This is a genomic window from Eubacterium sp. AF17-7 (assembly GCF_003461285.1).
GTDB classification, from domain to species: Bacteria; Bacillota; Clostridia; order Lachnospirales; family Lachnospiraceae; genus Eubacterium_U; species Eubacterium_U album.
In genome coordinates this window covers 1-25,718 of the sequence record NZ_QTWU01000014.1, presented here as the reverse complement: position 1 = coordinate 25,718, position 25,718 = coordinate 1, and the positions used below count along the sequence as shown (strand labels likewise).

The 25,718-nt window shown below is 32.5% G+C and carries 36 protein-coding genes and 4 pseudogenes; 35 read left to right on the top strand and 5 right to left on the bottom strand.

Going from position 1 to position 25,718, the window contains the following annotated elements:
• The 11 genes and pseudogenes from DWW96_RS11195 (at position 1) to DWW96_RS11145 (ending at position 8,592) form a co-directional block, all read left to right on the top strand.
• The gene (locus DWW96_RS11195; protein ID WP_117910478.1) at positions 1-234 is read left to right on the top strand and encodes a hypothetical protein; all 234 of its coding nucleotides are present in this window, start codon (positions 1-3) and stop codon (positions 232-234) included.
• Complete coding sequence (locus DWW96_RS11190) at positions 227-403, top strand: tyrosine-type recombinase/integrase (RefSeq protein WP_158562697.1); 177 nt, start codon at positions 227-229, stop codon at positions 401-403. Before DWW96_RS11195 ends, DWW96_RS11190 begins: the two co-directional genes overlap by 8 nt.
• Positions 404-459: 56 nt before the next feature.
• Entirely contained in the window at positions 460-1,227 is a 768-nt protein-coding gene (locus DWW96_RS11185; RefSeq protein WP_147339827.1) for an ATP-binding protein, read from the top strand.
• Positions 1,228-1,671: 444 nt separating this feature from the next.
• Positions 1,672-3,030 (top strand): AAA family ATPase, encoded by a 1,359-nt coding sequence (locus DWW96_RS11180; RefSeq protein ID WP_117910475.1) that lies wholly within the window; start codon positions 1,672-1,674, stop codon positions 3,028-3,030.
• A gap of 353 nt (positions 3,031-3,383) precedes the next feature.
• Positions 3,384-4,094 carry a DUF6796 family protein gene (locus tag DWW96_RS11175; protein ID WP_117910474.1) on the top strand — a complete coding sequence of 237 codons (711 nt, stop codon included), beginning with the start codon at positions 3,384-3,386 and terminating at the stop codon, positions 4,092-4,094.
• A gap of 598 nt (positions 4,095-4,692) precedes the next feature.
• Positions 4,693-5,445, top strand: a complete 753-nt coding sequence (locus DWW96_RS11170) for a S1 RNA-binding domain-containing protein (protein WP_243003070.1) — start codon at positions 4,693-4,695, stop codon at positions 5,443-5,445.
• Between the two features lie 105 nt (positions 5,446-5,550).
• Positions 5,551-5,898: a hypothetical protein gene (locus DWW96_RS11165; protein ID WP_117910473.1), complete on the top strand. Its 348-nt coding sequence runs from the start codon at positions 5,551-5,553 to the stop codon at positions 5,896-5,898.
• Between the two features lie 130 nt (positions 5,899-6,028).
• Positions 6,029-6,547, top strand: a pseudogene (locus tag DWW96_RS11160) (Rpn family recombination-promoting nuclease/putative transposase); the annotation flags it as partial.
• Positions 6,548-6,669: 122 nt separating this feature from the next.
• The gene (locus DWW96_RS11155) at positions 6,670-7,293 is read left to right on the top strand and encodes a flavin reductase (protein WP_022088047.1); all 624 of its coding nucleotides are present in this window, start codon (positions 6,670-6,672) and stop codon (positions 7,291-7,293) included.
• Between the two features lie 98 nt (positions 7,294-7,391).
• Complete coding sequence (locus DWW96_RS11150) at positions 7,392-7,805, top strand: DNA cytosine methyltransferase (protein WP_022088046.1); 414 nt, start codon at positions 7,392-7,394, stop codon at positions 7,803-7,805.
• Positions 7,806-7,893: 88 nt separating this feature from the next.
• Positions 7,894-8,592, top strand: coding sequence for a hypothetical protein (locus tag DWW96_RS11145; protein WP_117910472.1), 699 nt, complete (start codon positions 7,894-7,896; stop codon positions 8,590-8,592).
• A gap of 156 nt (positions 8,593-8,748) precedes the next feature.
• On the opposite strand, the pseudogene DWW96_RS11140 reads toward DWW96_RS11145, so the two are convergent.
• Both DWW96_RS11140 and DWW96_RS14465 read right to left on the bottom strand, forming a co-directional pair.
• A pseudogene (locus tag DWW96_RS11140) lies at positions 8,749-8,943 on the bottom strand (IS110 family transposase); the annotation flags it as partial.
• Complete coding sequence (locus DWW96_RS14465) at positions 8,922-9,047, bottom strand: IS110 family transposase (protein WP_243003069.1); 126 nt, start codon at positions 9,045-9,047, stop codon at positions 8,922-8,924. The pseudogene DWW96_RS11140 and the gene DWW96_RS14465, both read right to left, overlap by 22 nt.
• A gap of 293 nt (positions 9,048-9,340) precedes the next feature.
• On the opposite strand from DWW96_RS14465, the gene DWW96_RS11130 reads away from it, so the two are divergent.
• The 5 genes from DWW96_RS11130 (at position 9,341) to DWW96_RS11110 (ending at position 11,860) form a co-directional block, all read left to right on the top strand.
• Positions 9,341-9,811, top strand: a complete 471-nt coding sequence (locus tag DWW96_RS11130) for a hypothetical protein (RefSeq protein WP_022088791.1) — start codon at positions 9,341-9,343, stop codon at positions 9,809-9,811.
• A 207-nt stretch (positions 9,812-10,018) separates the two neighbouring features.
• Positions 10,019-10,657 carry a GDSL-type esterase/lipase family protein gene (locus DWW96_RS11125; protein WP_117910471.1) on the top strand — a complete coding sequence of 213 codons (639 nt, stop codon included), beginning with the start codon at positions 10,019-10,021 and terminating at the stop codon, positions 10,655-10,657.
• Positions 10,658-10,697: 40 nt separating this feature from the next.
• Entirely contained in the window at positions 10,698-11,183 is a 486-nt protein-coding gene (locus DWW96_RS11120) for a DUF6548 family protein (RefSeq protein ID WP_022088790.1), read from the top strand.
• A gap of 96 nt (positions 11,184-11,279) precedes the next feature.
• Complete coding sequence (locus tag DWW96_RS11115) at positions 11,280-11,654, top strand: DUF4186 domain-containing protein (RefSeq protein WP_022088789.1); 375 nt, start codon at positions 11,280-11,282, stop codon at positions 11,652-11,654.
• Between the two features lie 17 nt (positions 11,655-11,671).
• Positions 11,672-11,860: a hypothetical protein gene (locus tag DWW96_RS11110; protein WP_022088788.1), complete on the top strand. Its 189-nt coding sequence runs from the start codon at positions 11,672-11,674 to the stop codon at positions 11,858-11,860.
• 146 nt (positions 11,861-12,006) lie between these two features.
• On the opposite strand, the gene DWW96_RS11105 is transcribed toward DWW96_RS11110, so the two are convergent.
• Positions 12,007-13,080 carry a DUF4179 domain-containing protein gene (locus DWW96_RS11105; RefSeq protein WP_117910470.1) on the bottom strand — a complete coding sequence of 358 codons (1,074 nt, stop codon included), beginning with the start codon at positions 13,078-13,080 and terminating at the stop codon, positions 12,007-12,009.
• Positions 13,070-13,555 carry a sigma-70 family RNA polymerase sigma factor gene (locus DWW96_RS11100; RefSeq protein WP_022088786.1) on the bottom strand — a complete coding sequence of 162 codons (486 nt, stop codon included), beginning with the start codon at positions 13,553-13,555 and terminating at the stop codon, positions 13,070-13,072. Before DWW96_RS11100 ends, DWW96_RS11105 begins: the two co-directional genes overlap by 11 nt.
• A gap of 319 nt (positions 13,556-13,874) precedes the next feature.
• Between DWW96_RS11100 and DWW96_RS11095 the strand changes: the two are divergent.
• The 9 genes and pseudogenes from DWW96_RS11095 to DWW96_RS11050 form a co-directional block, all read left to right on the top strand.
• A pseudogene (locus tag DWW96_RS11095) lies at positions 13,875-14,183 on the top strand (GNAT family N-acetyltransferase); the annotation flags it as partial.
• Between the two features lie 68 nt (positions 14,184-14,251).
• Positions 14,252-14,749, top strand: a complete 498-nt coding sequence (locus DWW96_RS11090) for an NUDIX hydrolase (RefSeq protein ID WP_117910469.1) — start codon at positions 14,252-14,254, stop codon at positions 14,747-14,749.
• Between the two features lie 57 nt (positions 14,750-14,806).
• Positions 14,807-15,229: pseudogene (locus tag DWW96_RS11085) on the top strand (dihydrofolate reductase); the annotation flags it as partial.
• A 249-nt stretch (positions 15,230-15,478) separates the two neighbouring features.
• The gene (locus tag DWW96_RS11080) at positions 15,479-15,880 is read left to right on the top strand and encodes an HIT family protein (protein WP_117910468.1); all 402 of its coding nucleotides are present in this window, start codon (positions 15,479-15,481) and stop codon (positions 15,878-15,880) included.
• Between the two features lie 593 nt (positions 15,881-16,473).
• On the top strand, positions 16,474-16,911 hold the full coding sequence (locus tag DWW96_RS11070) for a radical SAM mobile pair system MarR family transcriptional regulator (protein WP_117676378.1): 438 nt from the start codon (positions 16,474-16,476) through the stop codon (positions 16,909-16,911).
• The gene (locus DWW96_RS11065; protein ID WP_117910466.1) at positions 16,908-17,597 is read left to right on the top strand and encodes a radical SAM mobile pair protein A; all 690 of its coding nucleotides are present in this window, start codon (positions 16,908-16,910) and stop codon (positions 17,595-17,597) included. Before DWW96_RS11070 ends, DWW96_RS11065 begins: the two co-directional genes overlap by 4 nt.
• Positions 17,585-18,493 (top strand): radical SAM mobile pair protein B, encoded by a 909-nt coding sequence (locus DWW96_RS11060; RefSeq protein ID WP_117854893.1) that lies wholly within the window; start codon positions 17,585-17,587, stop codon positions 18,491-18,493. Before DWW96_RS11065 ends, DWW96_RS11060 begins: the two co-directional genes overlap by 13 nt.
• A complete protein-coding gene (locus tag DWW96_RS11055; protein WP_117910465.1) occupies positions 18,459-18,659 on the top strand; it encodes a hypothetical protein in 201 nt (66 codons plus the stop codon). The genes DWW96_RS11060 and DWW96_RS11055 overlap by 35 nt, the downstream gene beginning before the upstream one ends.
• Before the next feature lie 104 nt (positions 18,660-18,763).
• Positions 18,764-20,431 carry a hypothetical protein gene (locus DWW96_RS11050; protein WP_117910464.1) on the top strand — a complete coding sequence of 556 codons (1,668 nt, stop codon included), beginning with the start codon at positions 18,764-18,766 and terminating at the stop codon, positions 20,429-20,431.
• A gap of 23 nt (positions 20,432-20,454) precedes the next feature.
• Here DWW96_RS11050 and DWW96_RS14575 read toward each other — a convergent pair whose 3' ends face one another.
• Complete coding sequence (locus DWW96_RS14575; protein WP_278286588.1) at positions 20,455-20,586, bottom strand: hypothetical protein; 132 nt, start codon at positions 20,584-20,586, stop codon at positions 20,455-20,457.
• 264 nt (positions 20,587-20,850) lie between these two features.
• Here DWW96_RS14575 and DWW96_RS11035 point away from each other — a divergent pair, with 264 nt between their 5' ends.
• The 10 genes from DWW96_RS11035 to DWW96_RS10995 all read left to right on the top strand — a co-directional run bounded on the left by DWW96_RS11035 (position 20,851) and on the right by DWW96_RS10995 (position 25,451).
• Positions 20,851-21,273 (top strand): N-acetyltransferase, encoded by a 423-nt coding sequence (locus DWW96_RS11035; protein WP_117910462.1) that lies wholly within the window; start codon positions 20,851-20,853, stop codon positions 21,271-21,273.
• Positions 21,261-21,401 (top strand): hypothetical protein, encoded by a 141-nt coding sequence (locus DWW96_RS14075; protein ID WP_158562696.1) that lies wholly within the window; start codon positions 21,261-21,263, stop codon positions 21,399-21,401. Before DWW96_RS11035 ends, DWW96_RS14075 begins: the two co-directional genes overlap by 13 nt.
• Complete coding sequence (locus DWW96_RS11030) at positions 21,398-21,904, top strand: YdcF family protein (protein ID WP_158562695.1); 507 nt, start codon at positions 21,398-21,400, stop codon at positions 21,902-21,904. Before DWW96_RS14075 ends, DWW96_RS11030 begins: the two co-directional genes overlap by 4 nt.
• Before the next feature lie 111 nt (positions 21,905-22,015).
• Positions 22,016-22,207, top strand: coding sequence for a hypothetical protein (locus DWW96_RS14070; protein ID WP_117910460.1), 192 nt, complete (start codon positions 22,016-22,018; stop codon positions 22,205-22,207).
• The gene (locus DWW96_RS11020) at positions 22,152-22,679 is read left to right on the top strand and encodes a hypothetical protein (protein ID WP_117910459.1); all 528 of its coding nucleotides are present in this window, start codon (positions 22,152-22,154) and stop codon (positions 22,677-22,679) included. The genes DWW96_RS14070 and DWW96_RS11020 overlap by 56 nt, the downstream gene beginning before the upstream one ends.
• Before the next feature lie 84 nt (positions 22,680-22,763).
• The gene (locus DWW96_RS11015) at positions 22,764-23,201 is read left to right on the top strand and encodes a GNAT family N-acetyltransferase (protein ID WP_117910458.1); all 438 of its coding nucleotides are present in this window, start codon (positions 22,764-22,766) and stop codon (positions 23,199-23,201) included.
• Positions 23,202-23,255: 54 nt separating this feature from the next.
• Entirely contained in the window at positions 23,256-23,900 is a 645-nt protein-coding gene (locus DWW96_RS11010; RefSeq protein ID WP_158562694.1) for a zinc dependent phospholipase C family protein, read from the top strand.
• A complete protein-coding gene (locus DWW96_RS11005) occupies positions 23,879-24,331 on the top strand; it encodes an NUDIX domain-containing protein (protein WP_243003068.1) in 453 nt (150 codons plus the stop codon). Before DWW96_RS11010 ends, DWW96_RS11005 begins: the two co-directional genes overlap by 22 nt.
• A 149-nt stretch (positions 24,332-24,480) precedes the next feature.
• Positions 24,481-24,969 carry an NUDIX domain-containing protein gene (locus tag DWW96_RS11000; protein WP_022087864.1) on the top strand — a complete coding sequence of 163 codons (489 nt, stop codon included), beginning with the start codon at positions 24,481-24,483 and terminating at the stop codon, positions 24,967-24,969.
• Positions 24,970-25,028: 59 nt separating this feature from the next.
• Positions 25,029-25,451, top strand: coding sequence for a GNAT family N-acetyltransferase (locus tag DWW96_RS10995; RefSeq protein ID WP_117910455.1), 423 nt, complete (start codon positions 25,029-25,031; stop codon positions 25,449-25,451).
• Positions 25,452-25,718: the final 267 nt, after the last annotated feature.

Genomic DNA, 25,718 nt, shown 5'->3' with positions numbered 1-25,718 from the left:
ATGACAAAGTGGGCAGTTATAATTGTGGTATTGCTAGCCATAACTATTAGTGGATGCAGTAGTAATGGAAAATCAAACGATAATATTACAGATGTAGGAGAAGCGACAACAGTGAATAATTCACAGGAAAATATAGGTAATAATACAGAAGAGTTTAATAAAAATACAAAGGTAAAGGATTATTCTTCCAGAAAAAACAGATTCCAAACAAAGGCGATTTTTAACTGTGGATGAGCAGAAAAAATTCTTGGAGACAACAGAAACAGAATATGCATGGTACTATCCAATGCTTAAAGTTATGTTGCTGACAGGTATGCGTATTAGTGAAGTGGTCAGATTATGTTGGTCAGATATTGATTATGATAATGATGTAATTCATATTAGAAGAGCATTATTTAGTTAATATGAATATGGTAAAAAGAAGCATATCACATTACAGAGATTTTTCCTAATTACTTTTTGGATTATCGGGAAGAATGTGATGATAAAGCAGTACGTTGGTTATTCTGCACGCACTCTAATGAAGGTGATTGGAGTGGAAATATATATGATTTCTTCTGCAAGGTACGTACACGAATGGATGATGAAGTGGCAGTTCCATTTGCCAACCGAAGAGATGGATATCGTGTAGACAGAGTGGATGTTCATGATGCCTTAGAGGAGGCTTTAGCAAATGCTCTGGCACATGCCAATTATTACGGCAGACGAGGGATTCTTGTTGTAAAAAAAGGAAAAGAACTTACCATATCGAATCCAGGAACAATCCGAGTAACAAAAGAGGAATTTTACGCAGGTGGCAATAGTGATCCACGAAATCCCAATATTCTTAAGATGTTTGGTTTTGTCAATGTAGGTGAGCGTGCCGGAAGTGGTGTTGATAAGATTATGACTGCATGGAAAGAGCAGAACTGGAAGAAGCCGGAGTCTGATTTTTCAGAGCACTCAGATAGAGTGACATTAAAACTGGAAGTAGGACAGGTTGTTTATATTCCGGGTGCTGCTGATATTAGAAATGAAAATACAGACCAAGCGGAACCGAAGCCAATGTCGAAAGAAGAAAAGATATTGGATTATATCAGACAGAATGGAAGTATTTCTTCACAAGAGGCTGCAGATATAGGTGGTTATAAATCTAAGACTGGAGCACGAAAACTACTTGATAAGATGATTGCAAATGGTTTGATTAAGAAAGCTGGAAAAGGACCAGCTACTAAATATATTATTTAGAAAGCACATAATTGATTATTCGACACTATATCGAACACTATTGAACACTTTTTCTGTTTATTGGATACAAAGTGTTCGATAAGTGTCCGATAGTATCCGATAAGTGTCCGATAGTGTTCGATTAATGACCAACTATCGAATACTAACAATCACTCAAATCAGAACGACAAGTAATTTGTGCAGACTGTCTGCACAAATTGGATTAGGAGCATATATATGGATTTACAAAACATACAAGAGATAGCACATAGCTACCATAAGTGCAAGAAAAATAAATTTGAAGCAGAAAGCCTTTTTCATAATAATTGAAATAATTATATAGAAAGTGCGTATAATCATAAAAAATATGGCTATAATACTTGCGTATAATCATAAAATTGAGTACAATGTGCGTATAATCATAAAATTAAGAACTTGCATATATGCGCATAATCTGGAGGAACAATGATATTAAAAAGAAAAATATATAAAAAACTACTGGAATGGAAAAGTGAATGTCGGGGGAAAAAAGCTTTACTGATAGAAGGCGCCAGACGTATTGGAAAGTCTACCATCTGCGAAGAATTTGGAAAAAGCGAATACGAAAGTTATCTTCTTATTGACTTTGCTAAAAAAGATAAGGAAGTCGAAATGTATTTTAAGAGATATCTGAATGATTTGGATACATTTTTTATGTTGTTACAGACGCATTTTGGAACAAAATTGACAGAGAGAAACTCTCTTATTATTTTTGATGAGGTACAGATGTTTCCACAGGCAAGAGCTGCGATAAAATATTTAGTGGCAGATGGAAGATATGACTATATTGAGACTGGCTCATTGATATCAATTAGGGAAAATGTAAAAAATATCGTGATACCATCAGAAGAAAGACATATTAATATGTATCCATTGGATTTTGAAGAATTTGCAATAGCATTAGAGGAAGATTTGCTGGTTGAATATATAAAAAAATGCTTTGAAAAAAGAGAACCTTTGGAAAGAAGTATGCATAACAAGGCAATGCTTTTGTTTCAACAGTATATACTTGTTGGTGGGATGCCCATGCCAGTAGTAGCATTTATTGAAGGTAAAAAAGATTTTACAGAAGCGGATAAAGAAAAAAGAGACATTCTCAAATTGTATCGGGAAGATATTATGAAAATAGATGCAAAGTATAGAAGTAAGGTACTTGCAATTTATGACCAGATTCCGGGATTCCTTTCACAGCATGAAAAAAGAGTGGTATTCAAAAAACTACAAGATGGTAGTTATGCAGATCAGTATGAAGAAACATTTTTCTGGCTGTCGGATTCTATGATATCTAATGAGTGTTTTTTGTGTAATGATCCTAATGTGGGTTTATCATTAAACGAGACAAGAAGCTATGTAAAGTGTTATATGGGAGATACCGGGCTTTTGGTAAGCCATACATTTGATGAGAATGAATTACTTGAAGATGAAGTGTATAAACAGATATTGGCGGGTAAATTGCAGATAAATGAAGGGATGCTTTATGAAAACGCAATAGCCCAGATGCTGGTGGCAAATGGACATAAGTTATATTTTTATACACACTATAATGAAAATAAGCATCGAAATGATATGGAAATAGATTTTATCATTTCAAATAACAGCAGATTAAAATATAAGATGTTTCCAATCGAAGTGAAGTCAGGAAAGCAATATAAAACAACTTCATTAAATAATTTCAGAGAAAAATACAAGAAGCGCATAGGGGAAAGTTATATTATTCATCCAAGAAATTTAATCGTGAAAGATGGAATTATATGCATTCCTCCATATATGACGATAAATATATAAAAATTAGACATACACACTTGACAATAAGACTTGAGGTTGACCTTGAGTCTTTTGTTGTATAATAAGGATAAAAGACAATATAAAAAAGCATTTCTTTGGATATATGTATATATCAAACTATTAATAGCGAAAATCTTTATCTTTCTGAGCAAGTTATTAGAATTGTTTGACAAACAATGTGTTTTCGACTAATATAAAGAAGTTAGATATGACTAACCTAACGCAAACGTCATTTAAAAGCATGTCGTAATTTGTACTACTGATGGATTTGGAGACTTTCATCAGGGAAGATAACCGGCTGCAGGCAGGTAATCAATTTTCTTCTAAAATTGGTTACAGAAAGAGGAGAAAAAATGGGAAAAAAGAATAGGAGAGCAATAGTATTAGGAATAGTTTCAATGGCACTATTTATGATTGGTGATTGGCTTTTGGATGTAAAAGGAAGTGGCAATGAAGAAATTGGTACATTCGTTAATTCAAATTGGCCTAAAATGTCTATGTGGAGATTTGAGGTATCAATACTTTTGGCCGCAGTGGCAATGCCTTTATATTGGATTGGACTTATGAAGTTAAGAAAAATAGTAGAAGATGCATGTAAAAGAAAACCACAGGGGTATGCTTTAGGAATGAACCGTTTGTTTCAAATAAGTTCGGCAGCAGGATTAATAGCTGTATTTTTTATTCATGTTATGTGTTGCTTATTGCCAATTATTTTCAAGGTGGTTTATGGACAGGAAAATACATTTGAACAGGCTGCAGAAATAACAAATCAGGTTGGAATGTACATAATTATACCATTTATGGTTTATTACTTAATTATGGATGTTGGAATGTCGATTGTAATAATTTATTTAATTGTTACCAGACGATTTGCATTGCCAAGATGGATGGTATGTTTTCAACCGTTGGGAGGATTGATTTTATGTGAAATTATGAAACGCATACCGGTTGTATGGTGCAATGACATTTCAGTTGCATTTGAGAGTATGGGACATATGTTAATGTTTTTAGCAACATATATAATGCTGTGTAAGGGAGGAGAAACATGTTATTGTAATAGTTAATTTAAAATTTGCACAGAGACTGATTGGGTGGTTTACACGAAAAGTCGGGATAAAGCCATTGATATAATTGGTTTTTGTTATATTGCCATTGATAAAAAATTAATTATTGAGGACTTTTTTGTTGATATTGTAGAAGACACAATTGATATGCTAATCCGATAAATTATTATTTTATGGAAAAATATGGATTAACAATAATGACCATATTTGAATTCGACATCCCTTCACACCTTTGATAAAATAATTGTGTCAAGGAAATTGATCAATAACCAACAACAATAAAATAAATGCCTTATTAAATTTCGGTTTTGTGCCGGAAGTTTAAGAGGGCATTTTTATTTTACAAAAGATCAAAGGAAAGTGAGGAACAGAACAGTGAAACAGATAGTAGAAAAGAATGAGAGCAAAGAAATTACATATCTTTTTCAGGCTCTTGAAAAGGAATGGGATAGCTGTTTTCGTTTTACTATGCCGGTGAGATAAAGAATGCTTTAGCTTACAGAAAAAAAACTCCTGTGGTACACACTTTTTGCACCTTATATGAGAATATGATACAATGACTCCAGATAAATAAAAATTTGTGATAAGGAGAAGCACAATGGAAGAAAAAACAATGGACAATGTAGCAGAAAACGAAATAGAAAAAATGGAAGATTTAGGACAGGCATTAGAGGAGTCTTATGCACATATGGGAAATGGAGAGTATGATACAGATACTTTGTTGGCATGGGAAAAGATTAATGAATATAAGGAGGCAGGAACTATTCTGTCGGTTACGATTTCTGGAATCGTAAATAAAGGTGTGATTGCTTTAGTGGAAGGTGTGCGAGGATTTATCCCGGTTAGCAGATTAGATATTAATCATGTGGAAGATACAAATGATTGGTTAGGCAGAGATATTAGAGTTCGTGTTATTGAAGCGGATATGGAAAAAAACAAACTCGTTTTATCAGCCAGAGAAATTCTTCGTGAAGAAAGTGCAGCTGCCAGAAAGGCGCAGCGAGAGATGGCTGTTTCAAAGATAGAGGTTGGTTCTGTTGTTGAAGGAAAAGTAGAATCTATTCAGCCATATGGTGCTTTTGTAGACTTAGGAAACGATGTAACAGGTTTGGTGCATATTTCACAGATTTCCATGGATCATATTAAATCTCCAAAAGAAGCTCTGGAAGTAGGACAGATTGTGAAGGCAAAAGTCATTAAAAATGATGGCGGAAAGATAAGTTTAAGTATTAAAGATTTGTTGGAAGAAAAAAGAATTCAGGAAGAAGAGGAAATAAAAAACAACATGCAGGAAGTGGAAAGTATTGGAACTTCTTTAGGAAGTTTATTTAGTGGATTGAAATTAGATTAAATTTCAATTTTGAAATTGATACGGTAATATTTGTCTGAAAATGGATTTAGAAACAAAAACGCACAAATTATTTATTCTCACAAAGAAAGAGCTTATTATTTATCGATGGATGATTTCTTGTCCAGCAAGGAAGCACAGGCAAATGTTGGAGAGTTCTCAAGTTCAGCCGGCACTAATTATATGGGAAGTCATGGACTAATTTTAATTATTTTTATTGTAGCGGTTTGTGTACTAACAGTTATAGGGAAAAAAATATTTGCATTGGCACCTGCAGCAGTTAATTTCTTAATGGTTATTTATGATAGCTTTTTTAGTACATCATTACATGGCGAATCAGATTTTGCAAGTGTAGATGTATCATTGAAAATTGGTGGATATTTAATAATTATTGCAGGTATTATAATTTTGGCTATATCAATATTCCAGTTTTTAAAAGAAAAAAATATCATATGAATATTATGATTAACCAATTATAGGGATATAGGTAATAATGTTAATTGATATATATATTAGACGATTAAAAAGTTAATAAAAGGCGTTCTATGGTGTAATAGCTTCATAGAACGCCTTTTATTATGTTGAAGATGATGAAAATACGGTTTTTAACTTAGAAATGCAAACGACAAAATATGAAGAACTACCTAAAAGATCACGATATTATCAGGATATTATTGATTTAAACCTGATTGAAAAAGGTGAAGCATATGATATACTTAATACAAGTTATGTAATTTTTATTTGCACTTTTGATTTTTTTGAAAGCAATAAAAGTATGTATGAATTTGAAAATATATGTATTAATAGGCCGGAATTAAAATTAAATGACGGAACGCATAAAATTTTCTTAAATACCAAGGGAGATAGAAGCGGCATAAGCAAAGAGTTGAAATTATTATTAGATTATTTCGATGGCAAAGAACCGGAAAGCAAACTTGCTAAGAAAATTGATCAGAAAGTGTTTGAAGCCAAAAGAAATGACCAATGGAGGCGAGAGTATATGTCATATCAGATGGAATTAAATCAGCAGTATAGGAATGGAAAGGAAGAAGGAAGAAAAGAAGGAATAGACGATATGAGTAAGCTGATAAAAATGCTAATATAAGAAAATAAATATGAAGAACTTGAAAAAGCAGTAAATGATGAGGAATACCAGAAGGCACTAATGAGAAAATACAGAATAACTAAATAGAACAGTGAACATAAATAAAATTTGGAGGAATTAATATGGATAAGAAGGCAATTTATAACTTGACTTATGGGGTATTTATGGTATCCACTAAGGCAGGGGATGTGGTTAATGGATGTATTACAAATACATGTATTCAGGTGGCTAATAATCCGGTTAGAATAGCCGTGTCGGTGCTTAACAGTAATTATACATGTGAATTAATTAAAAAGAGCGGAATTTTAGCAGTTAGCATTTTAGATAGTGATTGTACGTTTGAGTCTATAAAGCATTTTGGTTTCCAATCAGGAAGAGATGTGAACAAGTTCTCAAATATTACACCACCAACTGATAATGAAGGAATTCCTTATCTTGGATGGCAGTCATGTGCAGTTATAAGTGGTAAGGTTGTTGAAAAGCATGACCTTGGAACACACACTTTGTTTATTGCAGAAGTTACAGATGCAAAAGTTTTAAGTGAAAAAGAACCATTGACTTATGCACAATATCAAAATGAAATAAAACCAAAGCCTAAAAAGGATGATGAAAGTAACGGAAGAAAAATAGTAGGCTGGAGATGTAAAATCTGCAATTATGTATATGAAGGAAGTGAGTTGCCTAAAGATTATGTATGCCCGGTTTGTGGACATGGCGCAGATGATTTTGAACCAATTTACGCTTGATAGAAAGATGTTGATTTTGTGGTAGCATAATATAAAATTGCGAGAAGAATAAAAATAAGCATATTCTAGCTGAAATTACGTTAGAATATGCTTATTTTATGGCTGGCTTTACACCTGTGGCATCTGTGGAAATAATGGATGCGGCAGTGGAAACATATAAATACAACTTCATTGAACAAAAAGGATTCAATGAAACCGTAGAAACTAGAGACATAAGGGAAGAGGAAGTTAAGCAAAAGCTTTATGATGAAATAGGAGAAAGACATGTAAACTTGGTGGTTGGAGGATTCCCATGCCAAGGATTTTCAATGTCGGGAAATAGGGTAATAACTGATGAAAGAAATAGCTTGTATTTGGAAATGAAGAAGATTGTTGAACGCCTTAAGCCGGAATATGTGGTAATGGAAAATGTTGAAGGATTGCGTTCAATGATGAATGGAGCAATAGAAAAGAAAATCATAGAAGATTACAAGAAAATTGGATATGACATTAATGTAACCATTTTAAATTGAAAAAAATGGGCATTTATGTTCAATTACATCGGCAGGTGAACAAGAAAAAATAGAAGAGGAAATTAAAAAAATAGATTCTGCAAATTTAATGAATAATTATTGGATTGGAGCATATGAAAACTTTCAGTATGAGGAATGGACATGGATTACTGATGAAGAATTTTTATATAATAATTGGGCGTATGATGAACCTAATAATTATCATAACATAATAGAAGGATATGGTCATATCATTACAGGAGATTATACTTCTGTAAACAAGTATAAAACATTGGGTACTTGGAATGATTCATCACAAGATGGAGCTGGTTACGCAAATACATTTTTTGATTTAAAAAACTACGGATTCATATGCGAAATAGACAACATAAATGTAAATATTTCAGATCATGATTATTCGGATAAAAAAGTTACAGTTAATGGTAAATTTCCTTTTGAAATGGGAACTGGTGGAAATAGTACAACAACTGATTTCTACTATAGAGACAGTTATTTTAGTGAAGATTCATCATCATATAATGCAAGTTTAGCATCAATGTCTATTAGTATGGCTCTTGCTGGTTTTGGGACACCTAATAGTAAGGATGAACCCAAAAATTTTAATAAAAATATCGTAGAAGTGTATAATCAAATAGGATTTGAAGATGAATACAGTTGTATATATGATTTTGATAAAGAAGAAAAATTGTATAACTCGCATGGAAACTTATTATTTTATGATACATCTTTAAGTGGACCAAATTCTACAGATAACTCAATAGGTGTTCATATTGCAAAAAAAGAATAAAAATAAATGATAAAATAAAAACTCTTTTGTCTGTAGTAGCCTGCAAATAAAAAGTCAAGGCTAATCTAAAGAACATTGAAAATTTTATACAGGTTGAAAATTAGGTATCAAAATAAAACCACCACACTAGTGCTGGTCTGAAAATCGTAGTTATAATTAGGATTCTGGAAGAGATGAAAGATATTCTTTCACTCGTCCATAGTAGATTCTTAGAAACTTGTTGGCACCAGCCGTTATATAGACATAATAGGGTTTACCTTGAGCACGTTTCTTGTCTAAGAACTGATACACAGGATCATCCTATGGTTTGGTCTTGATTAAAGCGTCCATTACCTGAAATAAGGTTTTTCGTGGGTCAGTTTGATTTCAAAAGGTGTGGAAACAATTTCACCAAAAGGTCGCATAATAGCAACCATACTTTTACCTTTTGAAACATCAATACCTACTGCGTTCATAAATTTGTCACTCCTTAAGATTATTGCAATGGATAAATATCAGTTTTACTCATTGCCTATTCGATCTACTGTGGTGTGACACGAATGCACCTATGGCGATTCAACCTGCATAAAACGAACGCTGCGAATGAGGAGCTGGTTATCAGTCTTTTTTACGGACGCGAAGTCCAAGAAAGGAGAAGATATCCAATTGCTACCTACATTCTAACAGCTTAAGCAACAAGATGGATAATTCCTTACTGGCTGTAAGGGTTATTAACCATAAATATATTGTAGTAGAAAGGAAATAGAAAATGTTTAAAACAAAATCGGGACGAAATATTTCATATTTCGGAAATGAATACACAAAAGAAATACATAGAAAAAATGGAAATAATTGCAAGATAAAAACTATTGATGAATTGTTCGAAATTTTACTTGATGTTTGGTGTAGAGAAACAGCCTATCCTAGCTGTCAAAAAGAGTATGATGAGGAAAATGATCCTACATATGGACAGTGTGCAATAACAGCAACGCTGGTTTATGATATGTTTGGAGGCACAATTCATAAAATAAGAGTTTCAGGCGGTGGTACTCATTATTTCAATAAAATTAACGAACATTATATTGATTTAACAAGTGATCAATTTAATTTGTATGATATTTATGTAGATTATAGCAATAATGAACTTGTAAAACGAGAGTACTGTGGAAAGAATGCCGACACACTAAAAAGATATAAATTATTGGTGCAGGCTATTGATAACAAAGTGAATAAAGAATAAATTTAAAATAAATTTCAGATATTTATAGTTGAAAATGGAAAAAGAGTTGTTGTGAAATAGACTATCGTAAGAAGCATCAATTGAACAAGAACCATATACTGAGGCAGAATTGAAAATAAATCTAAATTCATACAGACAAATATAACAATATAATTTGCCGGCTTAGTTGATAGAAGGAAATTCAATATAAAAAGAGAGGGTATTACAATGAATAATGAGCAGATGATAAAAATTAAAAATTTTGATTATTTAAATCAGAACATATTAAAGGGAAAAATTCTTTTTACAGGTTCATCACTGATGGAACAGTTTCCTATTTGTGAAATTGCAAGAAGTAAAGGATTTGATGAGGTAATTTATAATCGAGGCGTTGGTGGATTGAATACAGATGAGTTTTTGGAAAACATTAATACATTGCTTTTAGACCTTGAACCATCGAAGATATTTATCAATATAGGAACAAATGATATTACGGAAGCCCGATATGGAGATAAGTGGATGTCACATCTGATGGACAATTTTTGCAAAATTATTGAAACTACAAAAGATAGTATTCCTAATGCAGAAATTTATATAATGGCATTTTATCCTGCAAATTTACATTTGCCTTGGCATACAGAAGAGGCAATTCAATGGATGAAGCTTAGAACTCCTGAAAACATTCAAATGTGCAATGAGTATTTGAAAGAAATCGCAAATAAATATGAATGCTATTATATTGACTGCAATGCAGGTCTCGTTAATGAAAATGGAGAACAAAAAACAGAGTATGCAATTGACGGTGTGCATATGTATGCAAATGGATATTTGAATGTTTTTGAGGTAGTAAAATCCTATTTGAATTAATCGTTTATTTTATATTAAACAAATATAGGAGCATAAAAATATGAATAATATTGAAATTATATTTTTTGAAGAATACAAAAAATTAGATAATTTATGTAAAGATTTACTGGGAAGCAATCAAGGAATTACGCAGTATGTAAATGAAATGGAACAAATACCATTTGAGAAAAGCAAACTTGTTGAGTCATGGCAATACGATTATAAAATGCTTAAGCATATAAGATGGATACGTAATAATATAGCTCATAATAATGGAGATTCAGAATGTAGCGAAAGTGATGTACAATATGTAAAAAATTTTTATCAAAGAATAATTAATAGAACAGATTCATTTTCATTAATAAATGTTGAAATTAGAAAAGCAGAAGACAATCAAGCTAGTAAAAATATTACAAATGAAAATGTGGATAATGTTGTAAGTAGAGATAATAGTAATAATGTATTTATAGGAATAACAATGATTGCATTAATAATTATTTTGGTAATATTTGTTTTGATGATACATTATTTTATGATAAATGATTAAAACTAAAAACTGCATATATAATTTTCACGTGTTAAAAAAGATAAATGAATATATGCAGTTAATAATTAGAAGAATTTGTATAAATGGAGTTCGAAAATGACAAAGGAAGAATGGTACAAACAACTATTTAGCAGACTTAATAATTCAAAATTTCGCAGTAGTTTTCATTTAAAACAAAAGGATATTGATTACATAAATGAAAAGGGAATGGAAACTATAAGGGAACATGCAAGAGAATTTATTTTTAAAAGAGAAGCTCCTGCATTTATTCCAAATGACGGAAAGCAAACTCCAACAAAAGGACATCCGGTGTTTGTTGCTCAGCATGCAACAGCTACATGTTGCAGAGAGTGTATCAGAAAGTGGCATAAAATTCAGCCGGGAAAAGAATTAAGCAGAATTCAGCAGGATTATTTGGTAGATGTAATTATGACATGGATTCAGAGTGAAGTGGACAGGTACAATAATTGAAGGAACGGAGTAATAAAATGTGGAAAATTAAGCATATATTTGATGGCGATTATGGATGTGAAGAACGTTCTGAAAGTGAAAAGCCAAAGGTGACAGTTACACTTGTAAATGAAAATAATGAGAAAAAAATCATATCAGTAGAAGACAAGTGGCTTATGGATAATAACTTAGATGAAGGCGACGAATGGCCTGAAAATTTGTTGTAATAAATTGTTTGAAATTTGAGAATATTAAAAAGAAAGTCACCGGTCAATTGAATATGCATCCAATCAAGTAAGTAGGGTGCGTATCACAATTACCGGTGCTGTTAATTATATTTAAATATTTGATTTACAGAAAAACTTTCACGCTTTTAGTTTGTCATATCAAATGTGTTATTTCCCGGAAGAGTTATTGACTTAATATCATCAAGATTTCCAATAACTCCGGTGAATACAGTATATTTAGAACGTTTGCTGCCATTTTCTACAGAATCAATCTGAGAAATAACTTTAGGCGAGGTTTCTTTACCTTTAATATTTAATGTTGCAATACCGGTATTAAGTTCATCTATTACATCTATCAATGGTAAAGTGTTTTTTTCACCCTTATGGTATGAATAGTAGATTGTGTATTCAATAGGTGTGATAATTATTTCATTAATATAAACCTTTTTGTTGTTATATTTTTCGCCTAAATCAATTTCCCTATTAAATGTTTTTCTAAGTTCTTCAGTACCATGTTTTAAATCCCAGGATATTTTCCAATTGCCATTTACAAAAGTTTCATCTTCAGAATAAACTGTATGACCTGTAGCATAAAAAGATTTTATTTCCATAGTAATATTTTCAAAATCTAAATCACGTTCATTATCAACATCAAAACCGTAAGTGTAACTTGTATCATCTGATTTATAATGATTAGCATATCCTGTTGCCCATGACAGACCAACTTGTTTACCATTAGATTTTGTACAATAAAAATCAACGTCCATAAATACATCAACCAAATCATAGCCCATATCTTCTACAGTTTTTTTCCATTTTCCATAATCAACCTTAAAATAAACGTATGCAATATTATTGTCAGCTACAGTTTCCACAAGTTCGACGGAAATACCTTTATCTTCACACTTAATGTTTTTTAAATTTGAATCAGTATAAATAGTGTCATATCCGTTTTTAATAAGATATTGTTCATGTGTTTCTTTCTCTGTAGTTTTAATAACCTTATTTTTAACGTGTGAATCCATATGTAAAATATAGTTAATTGCATAAACACTGCCATTTGATAATAAAATACAGGCTAGTGCAATAGAAGCAACTTTAAGTAATCGCGGATAAGAATGTTTCTTTTTTGTATCCTTAACAGAATTTAATATTTTGTTGTCGATTTTTTCAGATGTTTTAATTTCATCATATACTTTTTTATATTCATTAACATCCATACTGTTTATCCTCCTCTAAATTCATTTTTAAGAGCTCACGTCCTCTTTTTAATCTCATTTTAATTGCTGATTCTTTACAGCCAAGTATTTCACCAATTTGCTTACAGGAATATCCTTCGTAATAATGCAGATACATTGGAGCTTTACATTTGTCAGGGAGGTTTAGAACCATTTGCAGTAAATCATTATATTCTGAAGAAAATGATTCTCCCGGTAAGTCTTCATGATTAAAAATATCTCTTTTCTTATTCCAAAATAATTTCAGGTGATTTTTGGAGAGATTAATTGAAATTCTAATGAGCCATCTTTTTTCATGTTCATCTGTTTCAAAAGCTTTGTTACTACAATAAAGTTTTGTAAAAACTTCCTGCAAAATATCTTCAGCGTCATTTGGATTTTTTACATATGTGAAGATTATTCTGAAAAGAAGATCCTTGTACTTGTAGTATTTCTCTTCGAATTGCTGAGTACTCATAATTTGAATTGTTTCTCCTTTCACCTTATATACAGTCGGGAAGCGGTAATGGTCAATTTTTAAATAATAGAAAATTTAAATAATAGTTAAATAATAAAACTTAAGCTTAAATAATATAACACATATATTTTACGCGAAAAAGAAGATTACTAGGGAAATAAATTGCTATTGAAAGTGAGCGATGGTAATATATTATGTAAAATAAAAATCATACTTATATAAACATGATGGCTTTATACGATTAGAAAATTAAAAGAAAATCTTATGATTTGGAATAAATAGTAGAATGTCGGTTTGTAAAGGATAATTTTGGGTTGCTTTATCCGATGACAGAGTAATTGGTACAATCGGACTCATGTTGAAGGAGAAAAATTGTACTGTTTTGAAAAAATTTTTTGTAGAGAAGGCGTTTCGTTCACAGAAAGTAGGACTTTCATTATACAATGAACTTTTGAAGTATGCTAACAGCAAAGGTATTGAGCATATAATTTTGGATACACCTGCGGTTGCTCATATCTCACATAGGTTTTATGAAAAAGCTGGTTTTAAAAGAATTAATTCAGAAGAACTACCAGTACCATATTCCTATCCGGACAGGGATAGCATACTATATCTGTTGAATCTATAAAGTTATGTTTATAAGTATTTTGTCAAATCAAAAACTATACACAATTATAAGATTAGAGGAGAAAGAATATGCAGGATTGTGGATTTACAAGAGAAAATAAATGGTTTAGATATCGTGCAGCAACAATAATAATTGAAGAAGGTTGTGTGCTATTTGCAGGAAATGAAATAGACGATTATTATTACTCAATCGGTGGTGGAGTTCATGTTGGAGAAACATCTGAACACGCAGTAAAAAGAGAAGTGCTTGAGGAAACAGGTGTAGAATATGAAATCGACCGTCTTGCAGTTATTCACGAAAATTTCTTCAATGAAAATCAGGGAAGTTTAAAAGGAATGGATTGCCATGAAATGTCAATGTACTATTTGATGAAGCCTAGAGGAACAAAACAGCTTAATAGTGATAGTTATAGCCAGGGAGTAAGAGAAACAATGCATTGGATACCAATAAAAGATTTGGATAAATACAAAGCATTTCCAACTTTTTTGAAGGAATATCTTAGTAAGGAACATGCTGGAATTGAGCATATAATTACGGATGAAAGAAAAACTGGATTATTATATTGAAAAGGTAAACCAGGGAAATTAGTCTCGTAAAAACTTTTATATAAGGAGAAAATTTATATGATAGGTTTAATAGTAGCCCGTTCAAAAAATAATGTTATTGGAAAAAATGGAAAAATTCCGTGGAAAATAAAGGGAGAACAAAAACAATTCAAGGAACTTACAACAGGAAATGTTGTAATAATGGGACGAAATTCATACGATGAAATTGGTCGCCCGCTTCCAAATAGAGAAACGATAGTTATTTCGAATACTAAAAAATATATAGGTGAAAATCTTCATACAGCATCTAGTGTAAAAGAGGCTATAGAATTTGCAAAAGGAAAAGATGTATATATAGCCGGTGGCTATGGAGTATACAAAGAAGCCATACCACTAGTGGACGTAATGTACATTACTGAGATTAATATAAATGTAGAGCAAGGGGATGTCTTTTTCCCAGAATTTGATGACAATAATTTTAATATATCTATTGTAGAAACATCTGAAAATAATGAACTGTTTATAAGAAAAATTTATAGAAGAAAGAATAAGCAATAGTAATTTCCAGTTTTATTAACGATAATAAGGAATTAGACGGGTAAATTTTAAAATGTTAGAAGAGATGGAAAATATTAAATATGGAAATTTAGAAACTGCAATGTATTATTGTGAGAGAAATAAAATAGGGAAATGGATAAATCGAAGTTTGTAAGGAACAGAAACTTTGAATTTTATGGAGGTAAGTCGTAAATGGATTGTATATTTTGTAAGATATTAAACGGAGAAATTCCGAGTTTGAAAGTATATGAAGATGAATATACAATGGTTTTTATGGATATTGCAAAAGATGTTGACGGCCATATGGTTGCAATACCTAAAAAGCATATTAAAAATATTCTAGATTGTGATGTAGATACGCTTAGCCATTTGATGTCCACAGTGAAGAAAGTAGCCAACTATTGTGTTGATAAATGTGGGTACGAAGGTGTGAATTTACTGAATGCAAGTGATGAAAGTGCTGGTCAATCTGTTCCGCATTTTCATATTCATATTATTCCAAGAAGAAGAAACGATAATGTGGATGCGTGGCCTAAATTTGACGGGGCAAATTGCGAAACAGAAGAAATTTATGAAAAGATAAGAATGAGCTAAATTTGAATCTTTGGAGATGTTGAGATGATAAAAAAATACAAAATAGGTTTTGATATATGGGGATTGATTACTTTTATTATTATTATGATTCCCAATTTTATTTGGTTCGCAGTTCCAGCACCGAATGATATTTTAAGGGGAGAGTCAATTACAAAAACAGTAGATGTAATAGCATCTATATGTCAGGTGTTAATGGTAATGTCGTTATGTATATTCATTAATCAAGACCGTAAAAAAATAAGTATCACACGATTTATTATGGCCACAATTATTTGTTGTCTACTGTATTTTTTATGTTGGATATTTTATTATGTAGGTGTGACGAATGGCATTGTTATATTGGGTTTGACTATTTTTCCATGCTTGGTATTTCTGTTTTTCGCTATTGAAAGAAAGAATATGATTGCTGTTATACCTATTTCAATATTTATGGTATGCCATTTGATTTATGGAATAGTTAATTATATTATTTAAGAAACTTCCAGTTTGGAGAATTGAAAAAAACGGAATTTACCTATTAAGACATATAAACTCTTGACAATAAAGCTCCTATATAGTATGTTTTTGATAAACTACTATATAGGAGCTTTTGTATGGAAATGAATGGAGGATTTCTTGTCACCAAAATAAAACAGCTTGGAGACCGGATTTTCGAGAAGATTCTCAGTGAAAAGAATATTGATGCGTTTAATGGAGCCCAGGGGCGTATTCTTTATGTGCTGTGGCAGAAGGATGGTATTTCAATCAGGTCACTTTCGACTAAATGCGGATTAGCGATAACATCTCTTACTACGATGCTGGAAAGAATGGAAAAACAAGGGCTGATAAGCCGTGTTCAGTCTGAAACGGACAAAAGGAAGACACTCCTGTTTCTGACTGAGAAAGCACATGCCTTAAAGGGCGAGTACGATTCTGTATCTGATGAGATGGGTAGTATTTACTACAAAGGTTTTTCAGAGGAAGAAATTACCCGGTTTGAGGAATGCCTCGACCGCATCAGAAAGAATCTTGAGGAGTGGCAGAAGTCATGAGTATTTGTATCAAAAATCAGATTCAGAACATGAATATCGTCATTGGCTGCACAGTGGGGTGTGCATATTGCTATGCCCGCAACAACGTGAAACGCTGGCATATGATTGATGACTTCGCTGACCCTGAATTCTTTCCGGGTAAGCTCAAGATGATGGAAAAGAAACGTCCGCAGAACTTTCTTCTTACCGGCATGAGCGATCTCTCCGGATGGAAGCCGGAATGGAGAGACGAGGTATTTGCAAAGATCCGTGAAAATCCACAGCATCAGTTCCTGTTCCTTACCAAGCGACCTGATTTGCTGGATTTTGATACCGATCTGGAAAACGCATGGTTTGGCGTTACGGTGACGAGGAAAGCAGAACTGTGGCGTATCGACGCCCTTCGGAAAAACGTCAGAGCAAAACATTACCATGTTACCTTTGAGCCGTTATTCGATGATCCCGGCACAGTTGACCTTTCCGGAATCAATTGGATCGTTGTCGGCACCATGACCGGAGCTCAGAGCAGGAAGATTCATACGGAGCCGGAATGGGCATGGTCTCTGACGGACCAGGCACATAAGCTCGGCATTCCGGTGTTTATGAAGGAAGACCTTGTCCCTATCATAGGGGATGAAAATATGATTCAGGAAATGCCGGAAGAATTTAATAAAGTGTTAGAGGTACAGAAATCATGGAAGAAGTAATGAATGGAATCCTCATTCGTGAGGTGGAAACAAAGAACATCATGACTAAGTCTAGTCTGCCGGTAGGCGGTTACTCGGTCAATCCCTATGTGGGCTGTACACATGCCTGCAAGTATTGCTATGCTTCTTTTATGAAGCGCTTTACCGGGCACAAGGAGGAATGGGGCACTTTCCTTGATGTGAAGCATTGGCCAGAAATTAAAAATCCGAAGAAATATGCCGGACAGCGGGTGGTCATCGGTTCTGTGACAGATGGCTACAATCCACAGGAGGAGCAATTCGGGAATACCAGAAAACTTCTGGAGCAGCTGATCGGCAGTGACGCAGATATTCTGATCTGCACAAAGTCGGATCTTGTGGTACGGGATATTGATCTGTTGAAGAAGCTTGGACGTGTAACCGTTTCATGGTCGATCAACACACTAGATGAAAATTTCAAGAACGATATGGATTCTGCTTCGAGCATTGAGCACCGTATCGCTGCTATGAAGCAGGTATATGAGGCAGGTATCCGTACAGTCTGTTTCGTATCCCCGGTATTCCCCGGTATCACGGATTTTGAAGCAATCTTTGAGCGGGTAAAGGATCAGTGCGATCTGTTCTGGCTCGAAAATCTCAATCTTCGAGGCGGTTTCAAAAAGATAATTATGGATTATATCGCCGGAAAATATCCTGATCTTGTACCACTTTACGACGAGATCTATAACAAGCATAACCGTAGCTACTTTGAAGCACTTGAAGTAAAAGCTGAGAAAATGGCTAAGAAGTATGATTGTGCCTTTGTGGATAATGAAATGCCTTATGGCAGAGTCCCGCAGGGACATCCAGTGATCGTAGATTATTTCTATCATGAGGAAATCCGTGGGACAGAGAATACCGGAAAAAGAAATCGCTAACTTCCAGTTTATAAGGATATTTATTAATATAGAAACAAATGATATTACAGAAGCACGATATGAAGATAAATGGCTGTCACATTTAATGGACAATTTTTGTAAAATTATTGAAACCACAAAAGATAGCATTCCTGATGTAGAAAATATTAATGAAAAAGTAGCATAAAAGTGATCTAATAGTTATTAGACAAGGAGACAATGTTTATGCATTATGAGATGTAAGACATTAGTGAACGGAACACAAAAATAAAATAGAGAAAGGAGATGTGTATGAGCAAAATCAAAAGGCATTTTAAGATGATGATTGGTGGCTTTCTGTTTTTTGCAGTTTTTCTTATTGGAATGAGATGTATGAGAGAGTCTGTCTATGCACTGGGAGATGTGTCAAGATATCATACAGAATTTATTAATCAGGCATGTCCAAATATAAAAGTAATAGGTAGGGCATATCTGGTTGGTCCTGACAATGTGGCACATTGGAAAAATCATATTGCCATGGATGTAGTACCTGCAGGAACAAAGATTCAGGGTAAAACAGTAGATCCTAAGTATCTGCCACAGGACAATATTGAAAATTTAAAGGTGCTGTATTCAAGTGTTATAGGATATCAAAATTTCACATGGATTAACGGTGCATATCTGGAAAGTGAAACAGCTAATTTACAGGTAGTAGAATATGATAAGAATACTGTTACTTTTTGGAGTAATGGATATAAAAGTTTTACAGGAGCACCTGTTATGTGTGCCCAGTATTTATTACAAGCTTCACATCCACCTGGATTTTATAGAACATCCAGAAACAATGTCTGGATTGATCTTGACAAAGAATATAACCGTATACCGGAAGGCACAAACATTACAAAGGTTGCTGACGGAAAGGTAACATGTGGGTTTATTGGTATTAGTCCAATACCAGGAACAGCAGATAGTGGTGATGTATATAGAGTAGGAATAAATCAGAAAATATATATAGTTACTACGAGAAGACTTTATTCTAATACATCAGATACAGATGATTTGTATTACAAAGTTATATTCCAGGGGGACAACAGTACCAACTATCTAATGAACGGATATGGTTACTATTATGTAAAAAGTAAGTACATAAACCTTTACAAAAATGGAACAGAAGTGCCAGAGGGCGCTGTAATGAAAAAAGTTTATAACTTGAAAACATTAAAGGAAATTGGTGTTAGAAAATCAAAGGATGAGTCGAATGATGACAATGTTGTAGGACTCCTTCAGGCAGATGCAGAGATAGAAACGTTGCCAAATGAAAGTGATTCAAATTGGACCACGGTATGGTTTAACAGTGAAAGAGCTTATGTTAGAACACAATATCTGACAGATGTAGAGCTGGTTGAAAATAAAACTAAAGTAAAAAATCTTTTAGTAAGCAATGTAAAAAATAATCAATATGTATTGTCATGGTCGAAGTCTTCTGGATGTACAGGTTATAACATTACATATACCGGTATAGGGAAAAACTCGAAAGCTTTCTTTAAAAAGACCGATTATAAGAAAACATCAATTACTGTCAAAAGATCTTATTTTAAAAACAACAGAAATACTATTCTGGTGAATATTGCAGCAAATTATAAAACAGGAGCAACCGAAGCTACACAGATAGTTCTTTCGTTGGACAACAGGCCACCAAAGATGAAAAAGAAGCATCTTAACATAAAGAAAAAACAGATATCCTTTGAAAAAATGGTGATACCTGTTGATATTGTTCAATATTCAACAAATAAATCATTTAAGAATGCTAAAACTGTATGGGATAAAAAGGGTGGTGGACTTAGGGCAATTAAAAAGCTAAAGCCTAACACAACTTACTACATAATATATAGTATTACAACTGACGTATCCACTCTAAAAGGATATAAGAAAATTGGTGGAATTTGGTCCAAGACGATAAAGGTAAAGACAAAAAAATAATACTATTTAACCGCAAAATGAAATTAAATAACAAATTTATTTCCATTAAGAGTTTCATAGTTGTCGATATGGCAGATTTCAATGTGGTCACCTTTCCATCCGATATCACAGTCACTATTAAATTTAATAGTAACTTTAAAAATAATCACCTTCAAGCTATAATTGAAAAAATATAGTTTGAAGGTGATTTTATATGGCTAGATAAGGGATATAATTGAATTGGCTGAATATGGAGTGATTGTTGAAAATAATCCAGTTGTAGTTGATGAAAATATTATAACGTCGTATTGTCCTCAAACAGCGCCTAAGGTGGCGTTTACATTATTATAAATGTTAATAGGTAAAGAAAAAACATATGAAGTAAGAGTGGCAATGGGACATAAATAAAAAACATACTTTTATAAACATGAGGGCTTTATATGATTAGAAAATTCAGAGAAAATGATTTACCATCAATTATGCAAATATGGTTTGATTCAAATGTAGAAGTACATAGCTTTATTCCAGAAAAATATTGGATGGATAATTTTGAAATGGTTAAGGATATACTTCCTCAGGCGGAAATATATGTATATGAAAATTTAGGAAAAATAAGTGGCTTTATAGGATTAAACAAAGATTATATAGAAGGAATTTTTGTTGAAAAGAATATGAGGTCAAAAGGTATAGGAAAACAGTTATTGAATTATGTTAAGAAATTAAAAGAGGAAATGCATTTAAGTGCGTACCAAAAAAATTACAAAGCAATTTCATTTTATCAAAGAGAAGATTTTGTGATTCAGTCAGAAAGTATTGATAATGATACAAATGAAAAGGAACTTCTTATGAGTTGGAAGAAATAGTAGAAGGTTGGAAGGACATACTTGCTCTTGCATATATAGGAACATATCAGAAATTAGATACCAATCAGTGGTTTATTACAGGCGGTGGATTAGAAAGTAATGAAAGGCTGGGTCAATGCTGCATATGAGAAATGGCAGAAGTAGCAAGGCACATATATATAGACTTCCATATGCGGTAGAGGTTTATAAAAATGGATTAGTATCAAAGATAATAGTGTCAGGTGGACGCAACATCGGAAATGCAAATATGGTTGAGGCTGACTATCTTAAAGAAAAAGCAATTGAGTTTGGAATTAAAAAGAAGGATATTTTGGTTGAAAACAAGGCAATGACTACTTGGGAAAATATGAAATTATCGCGAGAATTGATGATTAAAAATAATTTGCTTGGCGAATGTACAAACATTGCAATCGTGACATCTTATTTTCATATGAGACGAAGTATTATGATAGCAGAAAGAGTTTTTAGAGATGATGGTGTTAATATAGTTTCTTTGCCTGGTGAAGATAATTCTACAAGAAGAACAACCTGGTTTACGAATGAAAAAGGACGAGTTAGAGCGATAGGGGAAGTAGAGAAGATAATAGATTATGTTAAAAAAGGAAAAATTGACGATTTTGAAATTATATAAAAAATAGAGTATTTATAAAAGTGTTGTTAGATTAAAATGTATAGTGGAGGTAATCAGTAATGGAAATCTGGATGAAATCTGAAAACTAGATAATAAATTTGGAGGTTTCAGATGGCAAAAAAGAAAAGAGAACATATAGTATTTGATCAAATGTTAAAACAAAAGAAGAATATTCCATTTTCAATGGTGAATAAGGAAAATACTAAAAAGAGAAAAAAGAAAGCGTTTAAAGGAGGCAAATCATTAAATGAAAACAATAGCAATTGCAGCTGTGACAGCAGGCGGAAAAACAACTATAGTTAACGAATTGAAAAAGCAAATAGCAAATACTAAAGTTTTGCATTTTGACGATTATTCTTTTGAAGGTGAAGTTGATAATTATTATGAATGGACGAAACAGGGAGCGGATTATAATGTGTGGAATCTGAGTCCGTTGGTTAAAGATGTCATTGATATAAAAAATTCAGGCTGCGATTATTTGTTATTAGATTATCCTTTTGCATACTGTCACGAAGGTTTAAGGGAATATATTGATTGTGCAATTTTTATAGATACGCCATTAGATATTGCGATGGCTAGAAGAGTTTTGAGAGATATGAAAAATGCTACAGGAGACGAGATTCGACAAGACATGGATACGTATCTTAAATATGCCAGAGTTGCGTATATTCAAATGTTAAAAGATGTTTTGCCAGCATCTGATTATGTGATAGATGGGACGAAAGAATTAGATGAGAAGGTTGATGAGATAAAAAAGATAATTTTGTCACTTTAGAGTTTTATTATAAAATTATGACCATGGTGGATAATTTTCAATTTGAAATGAAAAAATTAAGAAAGTGCAGGTTAGTTAGACAGTATGAAAATAATTACATTTGAAGAAAAGTATAGAGATGACCTTATTTTTATGATATTGGAAGCAAAAGATGCATTGGGAAGAGTTCCGGGACTGAATGAAGATTTGTTAGATATCCAAAAAAGTTATATGGATAAGGGCGGAATGTTTTGGATTGCCATAGATGAAAATGACAGAGTTATTGGAAGTGTGGGTGTGAGAATGATTGATAATTCCAATGAATGTTATATTCATCGTTTGTTTGTGAAATGTAATCAAAAACACAACGGCATAGGAACTAAACTTTTGACTACCGCAGAAGAATACGTTAAGAAAAATGGAAAAGATGCTACGCTTGTACACTTAGGTAAACCTAAAGAACAATGGTTTGAGTCATGGAAGTTTTATCCAAAGAATGGTTATGTTGAAATTGAAGATAGTATTATGAGAAAAGAACTTTAATCTATTAGTATTTTGATGATAGGTGGTTATCAAGTGCAGTATAAGGAGAAAAAGATGGCACAAAGATTAATACATTATTTATTAGGGGAGATTTTTTCAGAAGAAATTGAACTAAAAAACAAGAAAAGATTTCTATTGGGAAGCATAATGCCTGATGCATATATGAATTTGAAAGACAGAGACAAAACTCATTTTGCCAATAGAACAGAAGAAACAACATATTTTGATTTTAACTTATTTAGGGAGAAGTTTGACAGGCAGATTAATGAAGATAGCTTGTATCTTGGCTATTATATGCATTTGGTTGAAGACGTTTTTTACAGACAATTTATACATAGGGATGAGTTTAGAATAACGAAAAGTCAGAAAGAAATTTCAATGCTACACAACGATTATCATATTTTAAATTCTTATATAGTTAGTAAATTCAATTGTCAAAATATTTTGCAGGAAAAAATTAACCTTGATTCAGAAAAAATTATGGAAATTGCAGAGTTTAGAATAGAAGGATTCTTGAAAGATTTTGCAGGAGATTTTTCAGATAAAACTCAGGGTGAAACAGTTTTCATAACGGAAAATATGCTAGACCAATTTATAGAAGAATATGTGCCTGTGATGCTGGAAGAATTGAGAGCAGTAAAAAAAGATAAATCTATTCTGGTAGCAAAAGATTATAAATGGAAAAGAGGGAAGAAATGATTGAAGTAAATTTTTATGATGAAGTAGATGATTCTTTACTTGAATTTGCTGTTATTATTTCAAAATCTAATGGTAAATGGGTATTTTGCAAGCATAAAGAAAGAGATACATTTGAAGTACCGGGAGGACACAGAGAAACCGGTGAGAAAATTGAAGATACTGCAGTAAGAGAATTAAAAGAAGAAACAGGAGCTGTAGATTTTAACATAAAACCAGTTTGTGTATATTCAGTAAAAGGAAAAACGCGTGTAAATGAAAATGCAGCAAAAGAATCTTTTGGAATGCTTTATGCAGCAGAGATTTTTTCTTTTGAGGAGATACATAGTGAAATCGAGAAGATAGTTTTAAGCGATGACTTAATACGTCAGTGGACATATCCTTTGATTCAACCTAAGTTAATTAGCGAAGCAAAGAAAAGAGGTTATCTATAAGAGCAGAGCAAATATATGTAGAACTCCAATTTGGATATTGCAAAATCACATCCTGAAACACAGATAGAGGAAGAACATTTTGTTATTGAAATATATCCTATTGAATTGTAGTGGGTAATGTAAACAATTAAAATTAAGGAGGTTCTACAATGGCAGAACTATGGGATGCATACAATAAGAATTTTAATAAAATAGAAAATAAGACATTGATTCGAGGCGAATCCATTCCTGATGGAGCGTATCATCTTGTAAGTGAAATAGTAGTAAAGCATACAGATGGCTCATATTTACTAATGCAACGTGATTTTAGAAAACATCACGGCGGAAAATGGGAATTGACTGCAGGAGGTTCCGCGTTACAAGGAGAGGATGAGTTAGAAGCAGCAGTTAGAGAATTAAAAGAAGAAACCGGCTTAAGCGGTGAAATGAAGGAGATTGGGCGTGCTGTTCGTCATGACCACCATTCATTTTATGTAGTATATTTGTGTGAGGCGGATTTTGAAAAGGACTCGATTGTTTTACAGGAAGGAGAAACAATTGGTTACAAATGGGTAGACAAGGAAACAATGTTTAAATTGGATGGGAATGAGCTAGCCTCAAGCAGAACGTTGGAGATTGTTAAAAAACTAGATTTGTAATTGATTATATTATGTAGTGAACATACGAGAGTAAAGGAATATAAGATAACGGAGTATTTATGAAATACACAATAAAAGAAAATCAATTGAATTATGAAACATATTATACACTTAGAAAATCAGTAGAATGGAATAATTGGAGTAAAGAACAGGCGGAAAAAGCCTTGGAAAATTCATATTATTCAATTGTAATTTTTTATAATGATAATGCAATAGGAATGGGAAGAGTTGTTGGTGACGGCATATATTTTACTATTGTGGATGTTGTTGTCAGATCTGAATATCAAGGTAGAAAGATAGGTACAACAATCATGAACTCAATTTTAGAGTATATTGAAAAAAATATGTGTGAGGGAAGTCGTGTAAGTGTACAATTGTTGGCAGAAGTTGGAAAGGAACAATTTTATATAAAACAAGGATTTAAACTTGTTCCACATGAGTATTGTGGCCCGGCGTTGAGAAAGATTATATATAAGAAATAAATTCTAAAAGAGAAAAAATTGGGTGATTTTTTATTGTATATAATTGGCAAAAATTGTATGGATTTGTTTTTTGTAAAAAATAGACACCTGTATAAAAAAAACACACTCTTCTTTAAAAATACAAAATGATAAACTTGTGAAGAAAATGTGAAAGTTGAATTTTACTATGTAAATGGATAACAAATAGGAGACAAAAATGTATTGAGGAGGTAAGAAAATGAGTCTTTACTATTTCACAAAGAGAAACTCGTTATTTGGCAGAGTTTG

Bases quoted from the DNA above. Each gene is read 5' to 3' on its own strand.
- DWW96_RS11195 (WP_117910478.1), top strand. From the start codon at position 1: ATGACAAAGTGGGCAGTTATAATTGTGGTATTGCTAGCCATAACTATT.
- DWW96_RS11180 (WP_117910475.1), top strand. From the start codon at position 1,672: ATGATATTAAAAAGAAAAATATATAAAAAACTACTGGAATGGAAAAGT.
- DWW96_RS11175 (WP_117910474.1), top strand. From the start codon at position 3,384: ATGGGAAAAAAGAATAGGAGAGCAATAGTATTAGGAATAGTTTCAATG.
- DWW96_RS11170 (WP_243003070.1), top strand. From the start codon at position 4,693: ATGGAAGAAAAAACAATGGACAATGTAGCAGAAAACGAAATAGAAAAA.
- DWW96_RS11165 (WP_117910473.1), top strand. From the start codon at position 5,551: ATGGATGATTTCTTGTCCAGCAAGGAAGCACAGGCAAATGTTGGAGAG.
- DWW96_RS11155 (WP_022088047.1), top strand. From the start codon at position 6,670: ATGGATAAGAAGGCAATTTATAACTTGACTTATGGGGTATTTATGGTA.
- DWW96_RS11150 (WP_022088046.1), top strand. From the start codon at position 7,392: ATGGCTGGCTTTACACCTGTGGCATCTGTGGAAATAATGGATGCGGCA.
- DWW96_RS11145 (WP_117910472.1), top strand. From the start codon at position 7,894: ATGAATAATTATTGGATTGGAGCATATGAAAACTTTCAGTATGAGGAA.
- DWW96_RS14465 (WP_243003069.1), bottom strand. From the start codon at position 9,047: ATGAACGCAGTAGGTATTGATGTTTCAAAAGGTAAAAGTATGGTTGCT.
- DWW96_RS11130 (WP_022088791.1), top strand. From the start codon at position 9,341: ATGTTTAAAACAAAATCGGGACGAAATATTTCATATTTCGGAAATGAA.
- DWW96_RS11125 (WP_117910471.1), top strand. From the start codon at position 10,019: ATGAATAATGAGCAGATGATAAAAATTAAAAATTTTGATTATTTAAAT.
- DWW96_RS11120 (WP_022088790.1), top strand. From the start codon at position 10,698: ATGAATAATATTGAAATTATATTTTTTGAAGAATACAAAAAATTAGAT.
- DWW96_RS11115 (WP_022088789.1), top strand. From the start codon at position 11,280: ATGACAAAGGAAGAATGGTACAAACAACTATTTAGCAGACTTAATAAT.
- DWW96_RS11110 (WP_022088788.1), top strand. From the start codon at position 11,672: ATGTGGAAAATTAAGCATATATTTGATGGCGATTATGGATGTGAAGAA.
- DWW96_RS11105 (WP_117910470.1), bottom strand. From the start codon at position 13,080: ATGGATGTTAATGAATATAAAAAAGTATATGATGAAATTAAAACATCT.
- DWW96_RS11100 (WP_022088786.1), bottom strand. From the start codon at position 13,555: ATGAGTACTCAGCAATTCGAAGAGAAATACTACAAGTACAAGGATCTT.
- DWW96_RS11090 (WP_117910469.1), top strand. From the start codon at position 14,252: ATGCAGGATTGTGGATTTACAAGAGAAAATAAATGGTTTAGATATCGT.
- DWW96_RS11080 (WP_117910468.1), top strand. From the start codon at position 15,479: ATGGATTGTATATTTTGTAAGATATTAAACGGAGAAATTCCGAGTTTG.
- DWW96_RS11070 (WP_117676378.1), top strand. From the start codon at position 16,474: ATGGAAATGAATGGAGGATTTCTTGTCACCAAAATAAAACAGCTTGGA.
- DWW96_RS11065 (WP_117910466.1), top strand. From the start codon at position 16,908: ATGAGTATTTGTATCAAAAATCAGATTCAGAACATGAATATCGTCATT.
- DWW96_RS11060 (WP_117854893.1), top strand. From the start codon at position 17,585: ATGGAAGAAGTAATGAATGGAATCCTCATTCGTGAGGTGGAAACAAAG.
- DWW96_RS11050 (WP_117910464.1), top strand. From the start codon at position 18,764: ATGAGCAAAATCAAAAGGCATTTTAAGATGATGATTGGTGGCTTTCTG.
- DWW96_RS11035 (WP_117910462.1), top strand. From the start codon at position 20,851: ATGATTAGAAAATTCAGAGAAAATGATTTACCATCAATTATGCAAATA.
- DWW96_RS11030 (WP_158562695.1), top strand. From the start codon at position 21,398: ATGAGAAATGGCAGAAGTAGCAAGGCACATATATATAGACTTCCATAT.
- DWW96_RS14070 (WP_117910460.1), top strand. From the start codon at position 22,016: ATGGCAAAAAAGAAAAGAGAACATATAGTATTTGATCAAATGTTAAAA.
- DWW96_RS11020 (WP_117910459.1), top strand. From the start codon at position 22,152: ATGAAAACAATAGCAATTGCAGCTGTGACAGCAGGCGGAAAAACAACT.
- DWW96_RS11015 (WP_117910458.1), top strand. From the start codon at position 22,764: ATGAAAATAATTACATTTGAAGAAAAGTATAGAGATGACCTTATTTTT.
- DWW96_RS11010 (WP_158562694.1), top strand. From the start codon at position 23,256: ATGGCACAAAGATTAATACATTATTTATTAGGGGAGATTTTTTCAGAA.
- DWW96_RS11005 (WP_243003068.1), top strand. From the start codon at position 23,879: ATGGAAAAGAGGGAAGAAATGATTGAAGTAAATTTTTATGATGAAGTA.
- DWW96_RS11000 (WP_022087864.1), top strand. From the start codon at position 24,481: ATGGCAGAACTATGGGATGCATACAATAAGAATTTTAATAAAATAGAA.
- DWW96_RS10995 (WP_117910455.1), top strand. From the start codon at position 25,029: ATGAAATACACAATAAAAGAAAATCAATTGAATTATGAAACATATTAT.